Here is a 14,104-nt window from a genome sequence, read left to right as displayed (position 1 = left end):
CCTCTGTCGTATCGCTTTACGACCGTCACCCCGTGGCCGGATGGCACGGGGTACGGAGGACGGTCGGGTGCGACTTTCTTATTTCAGATCAGGCAGGCGTGCCTCGTTCTTCACATCCGAGATGGCCACGGATTCGTGCGGCGCCACCACGTGCTGGGACTTGAGCAGGTAGCCCATGCTGGCGAGTACGCGGTACATCGAGAACTCCTCGGTGTAGCGGACCTCGGTGTAACGGCGGTTGGCGGTGAACAGTTCGTTCTCGCTGTCCAGCAGGTCGAGCAGGGTGCGCTGGCCGAGGGTGAACTGCTGCTGGTACGCCTCGCGCACCTTGCGGGTGTAGTCGGCGTATTCACGGGCCGGTTGGGTCTGCTTCTTGGCGTTCTCCATCGCGTCCCAGGCCAGCGAGAGGTTCTCGTTGATCAGGCGCAGGGCGTTGTTGCGGATATCCTGGGCCTCATTGATTTCGTGGGACGTGGCATTCAGGTGGGCCTTGTCGCGCATGCCGTTGAACAGGTTGTAGCGCATCACGACCTGGGCTTGCCATTGGTTGTAGTGGCCTTCCTCACCGTCGATGTTGTTGTTGGCGCTCTTGGCCAGTTCGGCGTCGAAGCGCGGGTAGAAGGGCGCCTTGGCGGCCTCGTACTGGGCTTCGGCGGCATTCACGTCGGCCTGGGCGGATTTCAGCAGCGGGTTGTCGCTGAGCATGTTCTGCCGTGCTTCCAGCAGGTCCGGGGGGACCTCCGCCTTGATGGTGGAGGGGGACTCCAGCTGGTCTGGCATCCGTCCGGTGGCGCTATAGAAGCTGGCTTCGGCGTCGGCCAGGTTCACCTCTTCGGTGTAGAGGTTGTTCTGCGCCAGGGCCAGACGGGCGATGGCCTGATCGTTGTCGGCGGTGCTGCCGACGCCACGCTCGCTGCGCAGGCGGATCTGGTCACCGATGCGTTCGTGGGCCTGCAGGTTGTTCTTCGCCAGGGCCACCATCTCGCGGCGCTTGAGCACGTCGAGGTAGACCTCGACGGTGCGCAGGGCGGCGTTCTCCGAGGTGCCTAGGATGCGGAAGGCCTTGGAGTTGACGTTGGCCTCGTTACGCTTGACCTCGTTGGGAGTGCCGAAGCCGTCGAACAGCATCTGCCGCAGGCGGATCTCGGACTCGCCGCGGGTCAGGGTTTCGTCATTGTGGTCGCCGAGGGCGCGGGTGGAGGGGCTGTCGGTGTTCTCCCGGCCGTAGCCGAGCAGAAGGTCGACGGTTGGCAGATAGCCGCCCCTGGCAAACTTGAGCTCCTCGTCCGCGGTCAGGCGGCTGTTCACGCTCTGGCTGATTTCCGGGTGGTATTGCAGTGTGCTTTGTATGGCCTCAGTCAGCGTCATGGCCTGCCCATGGGCGCATGACGCTGCCATAAATACACCGCTCCATAGTGCCGCATTACGACTGCGCATGGCTTTGCTCCTAGCGTTCTCTTACCTGTGATGCTCTTCGTGCGCCAATTTATTGGCTTTTTTCTCTTATCAAGCGTTTCACGCCTGTAACATCACAGCTAAGAACAACTTTCCAGACAGCTCAGAAGAATTTTTCACAAGGCTTATTCGGAAAAAATCTTATGACACCTCTGAAAAGCAGCACATTGTTTAAGCCTGCAAGCCCCGGTATTTCCCGGGTATGGGCGAGGACGGTGCTTGCAATAGAAGCCAGGTACGGTTTGGAGCAGTTAGGGCGGGGACTACAGCAGAAGGACAGGAAAAAGCGTCGTCAGAGTGACAAAAAAATGTCGCTGGCTTTTTGATGCTGAGACGCCATTAGTCCTTTTCGCCACCTTCGCAACTTTCTTCGCAACATCCGAATACAAGCGTGCCTTGGCCTGTTTCGGACAGCTGCATGCCGGTGGACCCGGCGTTGTCAGTGGAGCGGAGGAAGGACTCATGGCTACGTTGATGGGTGTCGTCAGTAAAGTGGTCGGCGAAGTGTTTGCGGTAGCCGCCGATGGATCGCGTCGTCCTTTGAGCCAGGGAGACAAGGTATTCGTTGGTGAACAGCTGGTCACCGGTGCCCATGGCTCGGTGGTGCTGAAAATAGCCGGCGGCGGCGAAATCACCCTCGGGCGCGACAGCTCCCTCCCAATGACCGCACAGCTGCAGTCTGCCGCTCACCATGCACAGGACGGCCAACAGCAGGCCGTCGCCCAGCAGCCCGCAACACCGAGCAAGCAGGACGTCACTGACGTGAAGGCCCTGCAAGCGGCAATCGCCGCCGGTGTGGACCCGACCAAGGCAGCCGAAGCTACCGCTGCCGGCCCGAGCGCCGGCACCGCTGGCGGTGCCAATGGCAAACCGGGTGGCGGGCACTCCTTCGTACTCCTGACCGAAGTTGCCGGGCATGTCGGCCCGGAGATCGGCTTCCCCACCGGCCCGCTCACCTGGGGTCCACTGTTCCCGCAAGACCGCGTTGCCGCGCCACTCGATGAGGCGGCCAGCTCTGGTCCCGGCGCCATCAGTATCGGCGAAAATGCTCTGGGCGGACCCGGCGGCGCGACGCTGGGCGGCAGTCTGAACTACGACTTCGGCACCAATGGCGTAGGTGGTTTCACCTGGGGCACAGCCGGCCTGCCCAACCTGACGTCCGGCGGCGTGCCGCTGACGTACAGCGTGAGCCCCGACGGCCATACGCTCACTGCCAGCGCCAATGGCAACCCTGTGTTCACCTTGACGTTGACCAACGTCAACACTGGTGCCTTCGAACTCACCCTGCTGCAGCCGGTGGATCATCCGGGCTCAGGCCCGGACACCCTGACTCTCAACGTGCCCTACACCATCACTGACGGCACCGGGGGCACCAGCACCAGCAACCTGGTGGTCGGCATCGTCGACGCCTTGCCGAATGCTTCGCTGTCCGCCAACGGCGGTGTGGACGGTGCATTGCAGACGCACGACGCCGCCACCCTGGGCGCTGCGTCCGATAGCAACAGTGCCGATTTCAGCGCGGCCTTCCAGGTCAACGCCAACTATGGGGCCGACGGTGCCGGCAGTACCACGCTGAGCTACAGCCTCCAGCTGGCCGGCGCCGATGGCAGCAACTCCGGATTGACCAGCGGCGGTTCCACTGTCTTCCTGTACAACGTGGGAGGTGTGATCGTTGCCTCCACATCCGCCAGCGCCGCCGGCATCACTGCGGAGAACACCGTCTTCTCGCTGTCGGTGAACGGCAGCACCGGTGTGGTCACCCTGACCCAGTTCAGCGCGATCGACCATGCGCTGCCGGGCAGCGAAGGCAACTTCGCCAGTCAACTCGCCGTGCTCGATTCGGGCCTGGTGCGTATGCAGGGGACCCTGGTGGTCACCGACCGCGACGGCGATACCGCTACGTCCACCAGTTCGCTGGATCTGGGTGGCCGTGTCAGCTTCACCGATGACGGTCCGAGCATCTCGCTGACCGAGGAGCGCGGGCCGATTCTCAGGGTCGATGAGACCGATCTCAATCAGAACGCCACCTTCGACAATGTGGCGGGGCTGTTCCAGTCGAGCTTCGGCGCAGATGGCGCCGGCTCGGTCACTTATCGGGTTGGCACTGCCGACGGTACGGACAGCGGCCTGAAGGACACTGAGACAGGCAACCGTATCCTGCTGTTCAACGATGGCAATGGCGGGGTGGTCGGCCGTGTCGAGGGCACCAATCTGGTGGCCTTCAGCGTCACCCTGAGTAACGGCGCGATCACTCTCGATCAACAGCGCGCGTTGGTGCATCCGGTGCAGACCGATCCACACGACGTGCTGAACCTCGACGCCGGCAAGATCAGCCTGATCGCCACCATCACCGACCGGGATGGCGACACCAACAGCGCCCAGATCGACCTGGGCAACCGGCTGATCTTCGGTGACGACGGTCCGGACATCAATCTGGTGGGTGGCTTTGACGGCCATCTGCTGGTGGATGAGTCCTCGCTCAATAGCGATGCCTCGGCCAACTTCAGCGGCGCGTTCAGCTCCCGAGGCGACGCCGACGGCGCCACCGTGAACTACAGCCTGACGGCGAACACCGGCGACCTCAGCGGCCTGCAGACCGGGAACGGCACCGACATCGTACTGGTGCGGGTGAGTGCCACTCAGGTCGAAGGCCGGGTCGGCAGCATTGATGGATTGACGGTCTTCAGCGTGACGCTGAACGCGACCACCGGCGAATTGACCCTCGATCAGCGGATCGCTCTGCGGCATAGCCCGGACGATCCGGACAACACCGTGCATCTGGGCAGCGGCAAGCTTTCGCTGACTGCGACCATCACCGACGGCGACCTCGACAGCAAGAGCGTCAGCCTCGACCTGGGCGGCCGACTGAGCTTCCACCATGAGAACCCGACCATTACCCTGAACGACTTCAACGGCCAACTGGTCGTGGATGAAACCCACCTGGATGCTGACGCCAGCCTCAACTTCAGTAGCGCCTTCAGCACCACCAGTGGCTCCGGCAACCTCACCCTGACCTATAGCCTGACTGCCACCAACGGCACCTCCAGCGGCCTGCAGACCACCGATGGCACGGACATCGTGCTGCTGCGCGTCAGTGCCACCGAAGTACAGGGCCGGGTTGGCGGCACCGGTGGTCCGATCGCCTTCACCCTGACCCTGGACGCTGTCACGGGCGACATGAAACTTGACCAGCAGATGGCGCTCCGGCATGGCGATGCCAGTAATCCGGACGACATCGTGCAACTGGCCGGCAGCAAGATCTCGCTGACCGCCACGGTGAGCGATGGTTTCTTCTTCAGCGAAAGCGCCAGCCTCGACCTGGGGGGCAAGCTGGTCTTCCATGATGATGGTCCGTCCATCGGTCTGATCGGCGAATTCAACGGCCAACTGGTGGTGGATGAAACCACGCTCGGCACCGATGCCACCGCCAACTTCAGCACGGCCTTCAGCAGCCAGACCGGCGCCGACGGGGGCAGCGTGAGCTACAGCCTGACGGCGACCACCGGCACCCTCAGCGGGGTGCAGACCACCAACGGCACCGACATCGTGCTGGTGCGGGTCAGCGCCACCCAGGTCGACGGCCGGGTTGGCGGCATCGGTGGGGCAACCGCCTTCACCCTGACGCTCAATGCCGCGACCGGCGAGCTGAAGCTCGACCAGCAGATGGCGCTCAAGCATGGCGACTCCAGCAATCCGGACGACACCGTTCACCTGGATACTGGCAAGCTCTCGCTGACCGCCACCGTGACCGATGGCGATCTCGATGCGAAGAGCGTCAACCTCGAACTGGGCGACAAGCTGGTCTTCCACGACGATGGTCCGAGCATCAGCCTGAATGGTCAGTTCAGCGGCCAACTGGTCGTGGATGAAACCACGCTCGGCACCGATGCCACAGTCAACTTCAGCACGGCCTTCAGCGCCACGACCGGTGCCGATGGCGCTAGCGTGACCTACAGCCTGAATGCCATCGATGGTACCCCCAGCGGTCTGCAAACCACCAATGGCACCGATATAGTGCTGGTGCGGGTCAGTGCTACCGAGGTCCAGGGTCGGGTCGGCAGCACCGGAGGGGCCACCGCCTTCACCGTGACGCTGAATGCCGCCACCGGCGAGATGACGCTGGTGCAGCAGGTGGCGCTCCGGCATGGCGATGCCAGTAACCCGGATGACACCGTGCACCTGGACGGCGGCAAGCTCTCGCTGACCGCCACCGTGACCGATGGCGACCTCGACAGCCGGAACGTCAGCCTCGACCTGGGCGACAAACTGGTCTTCCACGACGATGGTCCGAGCATCAGCCTGGTGGGCGGCTTCAATGGCGAGCTGGTCGTCGATGAAACCACCCTTGGCAGCGATGCGACGGCCGATTTCAGCGGCGCCTTCAGCTCCACGACCGGTGCCGACGGCGGTAGCGTCACCTACAGCCTGACCGCCAACAGCGGCGACCTCAGCGGGCTGCAGACCACCAACGGCACCGACATCGTGCTGTACCGTGTCAGCGCTACCGAGGTCCAGGGGCGGGTGGGTAGTACCGGCGGCGCAACCGCCTTCACCGTGACGCTGAACGCGACCACCGGCGAGATGACGCTGGTGCAGCAGATGGCCCTCCGGCACGGTGACGCCACCGACCCGAATGACACCGTGCACCTGGCCGGCGGCAAGCTCTCGCTGACGGCTACCGTGACCGATGGCGATCTCGATGCGAAGAGCGTCAACCTCGAACTGGGCGACAAGCTGACCTTCCACGACGATGGTCCGAGCATTGGCCTGGTGGGCGGCTTCAATGGCGAGTTGGTCGTCGATGAGACCTTCCTCGGCACCGATGCCTCGGCCGACTTCAGCGGCGCCTTCAGCGCCACGACTGGTGCCGACGGCGGCAGCGTCACCTATAGCCTGACCGCCAACAACGGCGATCTCAGCGGGGTGCAGACCACCAACGGCACCGACATCGTGCTGTACCGTGTCAGCGCCACCGAGGTTCAGGGCCGGGTGGGCAGCACCGGCGGGGCAACCGCCTTCACTGTCACGCTGAACGCGACCACCGGCGAGCTGACTCTCGTGCAGCAGATGGCCCTCCGGCACGGTGACGCCACCGACCCGAATGACACCGTGCACCTGGCCGGCGGCAAGCTCTCGCTGACCGCTACCGTGACCGATGGCGATCTCGATGCGAAGAGCGTCAACCTTGACCTGGGCGACAAGCTGACCTTCCACGACGATGGTCCGAGCATTGGCCTGGTGGGCGGCTTCAACGGCCAGTTGGTTGTGGATGAGACCTCGCTGGGTACCGATGCCACGGTCAACTTCAGCACGGCTTTCAGTGCCACGACCGGCGCCGATGGTGGTAGCGTCACCTACAGTCTGACGGCCAACAGCGGCGATCTCAGCGGTGTGCAGACCAGCAATGGCACCGATATCGTGCTATTCCGTGTCAGCGCTACCCAGGTCGAAGGGCGGGTCGGAAATACCTCTGGCGCAACTGCCTTCACCCTGACGCTGAATGCGACTACCGGCGAGCTGAAGCTCGACCAGCAGATGGCGCTCAAACATGGCGACGCCAGCAATCCGGATGACACCGTGCAGCTGGCCGGCGGCAAGCTCTCGCTGACCGCCACCGTGACCGATGGCGATCTCGATGCGAAGAGCATCAGTCTCGATCTCGGTAGCAAGCTGGTCTTCCACGACGATGGTCCGAGCATCCAGGTGGACAGCCAGGCCGATATCCGACTGGTCGTGGATGAGTCCAACCTGGCCAACGACGCTCGCGTTGAGTCCAGCCTGGTATCCCAGCTGTTCAGTCCCCACTTCGGCGCCGATGGCGCGGGCTCGATCACCTACGCCGTCAGCACCGTCAATGGTACCGACAGCGGCGTGCGTGACAGTGCCACGGGCCACCGTGTCCTGCTGTTCAACGAGGACGGCAGCGTGGTCGGCCGCGTCGAGGGCAGTAACGCCATCGCCTTCGTCGTCCGGGAGGATAACGGAGCACTGGAGCTGGACCAGCGACTGGCGCTCTACCATCCGGACCCGACCAACCTGGACGAACCGCTGAGCCTGGCCGCCGGGAAGATCACCCTGACCGCCACCATCACCGACCAGGACGGTGACTCGGACAGCGCCCAGGTCGATCTGGGCAGCAAACTGGTCATCTACGATGATGGCCCGAGCATCAACCTGGCGGCTGGCTTCAACGGCGAACTGGTTGTCGATGAAACCACGCTCGCTACCGATGCCACCGCCAACTTCAGCACGGCCTTCAGCGCCACGACCGGCAATGACGGCGGCAGTGTGAGCTACAGCCTGACGGCGAACACAGGCGATCTCAGCGGTGTGCAGACCACCAACGGCACCGACATCGTGCTGGTACGGGTCAGCGCCACGCAGGTCGACGGCCGGGTTGGCTCGATCGGTGGGGCAACCGCCTTCACCGTGACGCTGAACGCAACCACTGGCCAGCTGACGCTCGACCAGAAAGTGGCGCTCAAGCATGGAGATGCCACTGACCCGAATGACACCGTACACCTGGCCGGCGGCAAGCTCTCGCTGACTGCCACCGTGACCGATGGCGACCTCGATAGCCGGAGTGTCAGTCTCGATCTGGGCGACAAGCTGATCTTCCACGACGATGGTCCGAGCATCAGCCTGGCGGGTGGCTTCAACGGCCAACTGACCGTGGATGAGACCACGCTTGCTACCGACGCCACGGCCAACTTCAGCACGGCTTTCAGCGCCACGACCGGCGCCGATGGTGGCAGTGTGAGCTACAGCCTGACGGCGACCACCGGCACCCTCAGCGGGGTGCAGACCACCAACGGCACCGACATCGTGCTGGTGCGGGTCAGCGCCACCCAGGTCGACGGCCGGGTTGGCGGCATCGGTGGGGCTACCGCCTTCACCCTGACGCTCAATGCCGCGACCGGCGAGCTGAAGCTCGACCAGCAGATGGCGCTCAAGCATGGCAATGCCAGCGATCCGAACGATGCGATACACCTGAATAACGGTGTGATTTCGCTGACCGGCACGGTGACCGACGGTGACCTCGATGCGAAGAGCATCAGCCTCGACCTGGGTGGCAAGATCACCTTCCTCGACGACGGTCCGAGTATCAGCCTGGCAGGCGGCTTCAACGGTCAACTGACCGTGGATGAGACCAATCTCGGCACCGATGCCACGGTGAACTTCAGCACGGCCTTCAGCGCCCAGACTGGCGCCGACGGCGGCAGCCTGAGCTACAGCCTGACGGCGACCACCGGCACCCTCAGCGGGGTGCAGACTACCAACGGCACCGACATCGTGCTGGTGCGGGTCAGCGCCACCCAGGTCGACGGCCGGGTTGGCGGCATCGGTGGGGCAACCGCCTTCACCCTGACGCTCAATGCCGCGACCGGCGAGCTGAAGCTCGACCAGCAGATGGCGCTCAAGCACGGCAATGCCAGCGATCCGAACGATGCGGTGCACCTGAATAACGGTGTGATTTCGCTGACCGGCACCGTGACCGACGGCGACCTGGACGCGAAGAGCATCAGCCTCGACCTGGGCAGCAAGATCACCTTCCTCGACGACGGTCCGAGCATCAACCTGGCGGCTGGCTTCAACGGCCAACTCACGGTGGATGAAACCAATCTCAGCACCAATGCCACGGCCAACTTCAGCACGGCCTTCAGCGCTGCCACCGGTGCCGACGGCGGCAGCCTGAGCTACAGCCTGACCGTCACCAATGGCGCTCTCAGCGGCCTGTCGGTCACCAATGGCACGGCCATCGTCCTGGTCAAGGTCAGCGACACCCAGGTTGAAGGGCGTGTTGGCAACGCCAGCGGGGCGACCGCCTTCGTCGTGACCCTGGATGCTGCGACCGGCAGCTTGACGCTCGACCAGCAGATGGCGCTGCGGCATGGCGATACCAGTAACCCGAACGACCCGGTCAGCCTGGCCAGCAACGCGCTGTCGCTGACAGCGACCGTGACCGATGGTGATCTCGATGCGAAGAGCATCAACCTCGACCTGGGCGGCAAGCTGACCTTCCTTGACGACGGCCCGGTGGTGAATGTCCAGCCGCTCACCCAGAACGTCTTCGATGCCAAGGGCTTCCACCTGGAGGGCATCCTGGACGTCAACTTCGGCGCCGATGGTCCCGGCGGCTTCGACCTGAGCGGCAACACGGCGCCCAGCGGCCTGCACTATGTGGTCACCAGCCTGGCGGGTGGCGGCTCCCTGCTGACCGCCCTGGATGCTGACAACCAGCCGTTCTTCACGCTCCAGATCAACAGCAACGGCACCTACAGCTTCGATGTGGTCAACTCGCGGCCGACTGCCGAGGTGGGGTACGACCTGACCACGATCAATGCCAGCGGGCCGGCACCTTCGTTCACCTTGACGTCGTCCGGACTCAGCGCAACCTTCACCACCACTGCCGGTCACCTGGTGAACCCGTCAACCAACGGCATGGGGATCGACAACAACACGATCGACAAAGGTGAGCTGCTCAACGTTGCCTTCAGCGATACCGTCTATAACGCGACTTTCAAGGTTCAGAAACTCTCTACCGGGGACACTCTCAGCTGGAGTGTACTGAGTGCGGCCGGGGCGATACTGGCCACTGGTACCTTCGTACCGCCAGCCGGTACTGGCGAGGGCGACACGACGACCTGGAACCTGCTGGCCAATGGGCACTTCCTCACCGGCTCGGCCGCTCAGCTGGCGGAGACTGGCTTCAGCACGGTGATACTGGGCAGCAACGATGGCGATTACCGGGTCCAGACCCTGTCGGCCGATCGCGCCGTGCTGCCGCCGGACCTGACGCTCAACTTCGGCGTGGGTGTCACTGATGGCGATGGTGACCATGCCAGCCTGAATCTCGGCCTGGAAATGAACACCCCAACCCTGCTGGTAGTGGGCAGCAATGCCGACGACAGCGGTTCCTCGACAACCCAGCACACCATTCCGAACCCGACCGACGCCGACAAGAGCGGCGATATCGTGGGCGGCAATGGCAGCGATGTGCTGGTGGGGGATAAAGGCGGGGCCGCGCAGCCGGTCGGGAATGATCACCTGGTAGGGGGGGCAGGTAACGACATCCTCTTCGGTGACTCCATCAACACCGACAACCTGAGCTGGGCAGGCCATGCCGCGGGCACGCACAACGGTGCCGGCCTCCAGGGACTGGTGGACTACCTGACCGCAACCAATGGCGGAACCGCGCCGTCCACCGGGCAATTGCTCAACTACATCGCCGCCCATGCCCAGGAGCTCAACGTCGCCGGCGATCCCCGTGGCGGCAATGACATCCTCGAAGGGGGCACCGGCAACGACCTGATGTTCGGTCAGGGCGGCAACGACAAGCTGATCGGTGGCCCCGGCGACGACATCATGTTCGGTGGTACCGGTGCGGATGAGTTCGTGTGGAAGGCCGGCGACACCGGTCACGATGTGATCAAGGACTTCAACATCGCCGAAGGTGACACGCTGAACCTGACCGACCTGTTGCAGGGAGAGACCGCCACGGCTTCGTCCTTGGCGCACTACCTGAACTTTACGGTGACTTCCGGCACCACCAGCATCGGGGTCATGCCCACTGGCACCGGCCCGGTGACCCAGACCATCGACCTGGCCAACGTCGACCTGTCCGCCAAGTACGCCGGCCATGCGGGCAATGGCGTGCTCTCGGCGGGCGATACCCAGCAGGTGCTCAACGGCCTGCTCGGCGACCACGCGATCAAGACCGACACCGTCTGACCGCTGTTGCTTCACCCTTGAAACCGCCGCCTCCGGGCGGCGGTTTCGTTCGTGCCCGCCCAACGAGGGTGGGGGCACGCCTATACGGCTGGTGAATGATCGTCGCGGTGCGTCCTCACTGCTGTCTATGCTCGGGGCCACAGCATCCTCCCCAACGAACAATCAGAACGAGGTTTCCCATGCGCGAAGTGGTGATCGTCGACAGCGTCCGTACCGGCCTGGCCAAGTCCTTCCGTGGCAAATTCAACATGACCCGCCCGGACGACATGGTCGCCCATTGCATCGACGCGCTGCTGGCGCGCAACGACCTCGACCCGCTGCTGGTGGACGACTGCGTGGTGGGCGCCGGCTCCAACGAAGGTGCCCAAGGCCACAACATCGGCCGTAATGCGGCAGTGCTGTCGAAGCTCGGTATCCATGTCGCCGGCATGACCCTCAACCGCTACTGCTCTTCGGGCCTGCAGGCCATTGCCATCGCCGCCAACCAGGTGGCTTCGGGATGCAGCGACATCCTGGTGGCCGGCGGTGTCGAGTCCATCACCCTGACCATGGGCAAGCAGAACCTCGACAATTTCGTGAACCCGCGTCTGAAGGACGAGTTCCCCGGCATCTACTACCCCATGGGGCAGACCGCCGAGATCGTTGCCCGCCGCTACAACGTCACCCGCGAGCAGCAGGACCTGTACTCCCTGCAGAGCCAGCAGCGCACCGCCCGCGCCCAGGCCGAGGGCCTGTTCAACGATGAAATCGTGCCGATGAACGTGAAGTACCTGGTGGAAGACAAGGCCAGCGGCGAGAAGAAAGTGCTCGACGGCGTGGTCGACCGCGATGACTGCAACCGCCCGGACACCACGATCGAGGGCCTGAACTCCCTCAAGCCGGTATTCGCCGAGGACGGCTCGGTCACCGCCGGTAACGCCTCGCAGCTTTCCGACGGCGCCTCCATGACCCTGGTGATGAGCCTGGAGAAAGCGCTGGAGCTGGGTCTCAAGCCCAAGGCCTTCTTCCGCGGCTTCACCGTCGCCGGTTGCGAGCCGGACGAAATGGGCATTGGCCCGGTGTTCTCGGTGCCCAAGCTGCTCAAGGCCAAGGGCCTGAAGGTTGCCGACATCGACCTGTGGGAACTCAACGAAGCCTTCGCCTCCCAGTGCCTCTATGCCCGCGACCGTCTGGGTATCGACAACGAGAAGTACAACGTCAATGGCGGCTCCATCTCCATCGGCCACCCCTTCGGCATGACCGGCTCGCGCCAGGTCGGCCACCTGGTGCGCGAGCTGCAACGCCGCAACCTGCGCTACGGCATCGTTACCATGTGCGTGGGCGGCGGCATGGGCGCCACGGGGTTGTTCGAAGCGGTGCGTTGAGCCACCGTCGATACCGCGTTCCTCCGGCCCGCTCCACGCAAGCGGGCCTGTAGCGACAAAAAAGCCCCCGGCAAGTATGCCGGGGGCTTTTTATTTTGACAGGGTTGAGAGGATATCTGGCGGAGTGCTGCTCGCTAATAGATATCTACCACGTGACCTGGAGCGGCACAGGTTGGACAGGTATGGAACTGTAGGAGCGAGCTTGCTCGCGAACAGCGTATTCCGGCTGAACGAATAGCCTGGACGTTTGCAACGGCAAACGCCCTGCGCTGTACCGGATCAGCGTGCCGCGCGTACGAACAGGCCTGCTGCCAGCTTCATGCGATCGATGTACTTCCCAACCTCGCGTTCGGCATCGAAGCGAGTGAAGTACGGCCCTTCCAGCGTTCCTTCTCGAGTGGAGAAGAAATACTGGCCATTGACCGAGGTGATCCGGTCGCTGCGGTAGTGGGTTGCCGCCTGGGCATCGTTGGACCGTTGGCCGACCATGAAGTCGCCTCCTGTGAAAAAGGATCAATTACCTAGGAGTGTATGCAGCCAACCTGCGTGCCACTAGGCTTGCGACGAACGGCAGGGTTTCGTTTCAGGATCTAGCGTTGGCAGACAGGCTCGGGTTTGTTGTTTTGGTTATAAGAAAATCAAAATATATTCTTTTTAATGCGAAAAGACCTTGTGCATAGTTGACCTCAACATGAACAAGGAGAGACCCATGAGCTTGCGACTTGGCGACATCGCCCCCGACTTCGAACAGGAATCCAGCGAAGGCCGCATTCGCTTCCACGAATGGCTCGGCAGCAACTGGGGCGTGCTGTTCTCCCACCCGGCCGACTTCACCCCGGTGTGCACCACCGAGCTTGGGCTCACCGCCAAGCTGAAAGACCAGTTCGCCGAGCGCGGCGTCAAGGCGATCGCACTTTCGGTCGACCCGGTGGACTCCCACGTGAAGTGGATCGACGACATCAACGAGACCCAGAACACCGTGGTCAACTTCCCGATCATCGCCGATGCCGACCGCAAGGTGTCCGAGCTGTATGACCTGATCCACCCGAACGCCAACGACACCCTGACGGTGCGTTCGCTGTTCGTCATCGATCCGAACAAGAAGGTGCGCCTGACCATCACCTACCCCGCGAGCACCGGGCGCAACTTCAACGAGATCCTGCGGGTGATCGACTCGCTGCAACTGACTGACAACCACAAGGTCGCCACGCCGGGCAACTGGCAGGACGGCGATGACGTGGTGATCGTGCCCTCGCTCAAGGACGAGGAAGAGATCAAGCAACGGTTTCCCAAGGGCTATCGCGCGATCAAGCCATACCTGCGGCTGACGCCCCAACCGAACAAGTGATCCGAAGCGGCTGCGCGTCGGCCAGTCTGCGTTGCCAGCGACAGCGAGCTGCTCATGTGCTGTAGCACACTCCGCTCTCACTGCCCCTGGCGCCTTGCCTGGCTTTAGCTCGCGCGCTCCGGGTGCCGAAGTTTCAACCTCGAGCAGGGTAATAGGGCCGGTTCGCCGGCCCATTTTTTTCTGCTTTCACGCGCGGACCACGCCG

5 protein-coding genes are annotated in these 14,104 nt (G+C 63.3%); 3 read left to right on the top strand and 2 right to left on the bottom strand.

Going from position 1 to position 14,104, the window contains the following annotated elements; translation table 11 throughout:
• Positions 1 to 78 precede the first annotated feature (78 nt).
• Positions 79 to 1,368: a TolC family outer membrane protein gene (locus tag SD196_RS19970; RefSeq protein ID WP_370599862.1), complete on the bottom strand. Its 1,290-nt coding sequence runs from the start codon at positions 1,366 to 1,368 to the stop codon at positions 79 to 81.
• Positions 1,369 to 1,917: 549 nt separating this feature from the next.
• On the opposite strand from SD196_RS19970, the gene SD196_RS19965 reads away from it, so the two are divergent.
• Positions 1,918 to 11,187, top strand: coding sequence for a retention module-containing protein (locus SD196_RS19965; protein ID WP_416310591.1), 9,270 nt, complete (start codon positions 1,918 to 1,920; stop codon positions 11,185 to 11,187).
• A 179-nt stretch (positions 11,188 to 11,366) separates the two neighbouring features.
• The gene (locus tag SD196_RS19960) at positions 11,367 to 12,551 is read left to right on the top strand and encodes a thiolase family protein (RefSeq protein ID WP_343572517.1); all 1,185 of its coding nucleotides are present in this window, start codon (positions 11,367 to 11,369) and stop codon (positions 12,549 to 12,551) included.
• Between the two features lie 279 nt (positions 12,552 to 12,830).
• Here SD196_RS19960 and SD196_RS19955 read toward each other — a convergent pair whose 3' ends face one another.
• A complete protein-coding gene (locus tag SD196_RS19955) occupies positions 12,831 to 13,040 on the bottom strand; it encodes a DUF6316 family protein (RefSeq protein ID WP_343572520.1) in 210 nt (69 codons plus the stop codon).
• Positions 13,041 to 13,260: 220 nt separating this feature from the next.
• Here SD196_RS19955 and SD196_RS19950 point away from each other — a divergent pair, with 220 nt between their 5' ends.
• Positions 13,261 to 13,899, top strand: coding sequence for a peroxiredoxin (locus SD196_RS19950; protein ID WP_275608124.1), 639 nt, complete (start codon positions 13,261 to 13,263; stop codon positions 13,897 to 13,899).
• Positions 13,900 to 14,104: the final 205 nt, after the last annotated feature.

Source organism: Pseudomonas macauensis, from assembly GCF_047902425.1.
GTDB lineage: Bacteria > Pseudomonadota > Gammaproteobacteria > Pseudomonadales > Pseudomonadaceae > Pseudomonas.
Note: the sequence above shows the minus strand (reverse complement) of the source record. Positions and strands in the feature narration are given on the sequence as shown.

What these genes read in the sequence shown, in the direction of transcription:
- SD196_RS19970 (WP_370599862.1), bottom strand. Translation starts at nt 1,368, where the DNA reads ATGACGCTGACTGAGGCCATACAAAGCACACTGCAATACCACCCGGAA.
- SD196_RS19965 (WP_416310591.1), top strand. Translation starts at nt 1,918, where the DNA reads ATGGCTACGTTGATGGGTGTCGTCAGTAAAGTGGTCGGCGAAGTGTTT.
- SD196_RS19960 (WP_343572517.1), top strand. Translation starts at nt 11,367, where the DNA reads ATGCGCGAAGTGGTGATCGTCGACAGCGTCCGTACCGGCCTGGCCAAG.
- SD196_RS19955 (WP_343572520.1), bottom strand. Translation starts at nt 13,040, where the DNA reads ATGGTCGGCCAACGGTCCAACGATGCCCAGGCGGCAACCCACTACCGC.
- SD196_RS19950 (WP_275608124.1), top strand. Translation starts at nt 13,261, where the DNA reads ATGAGCTTGCGACTTGGCGACATCGCCCCCGACTTCGAACAGGAATCC.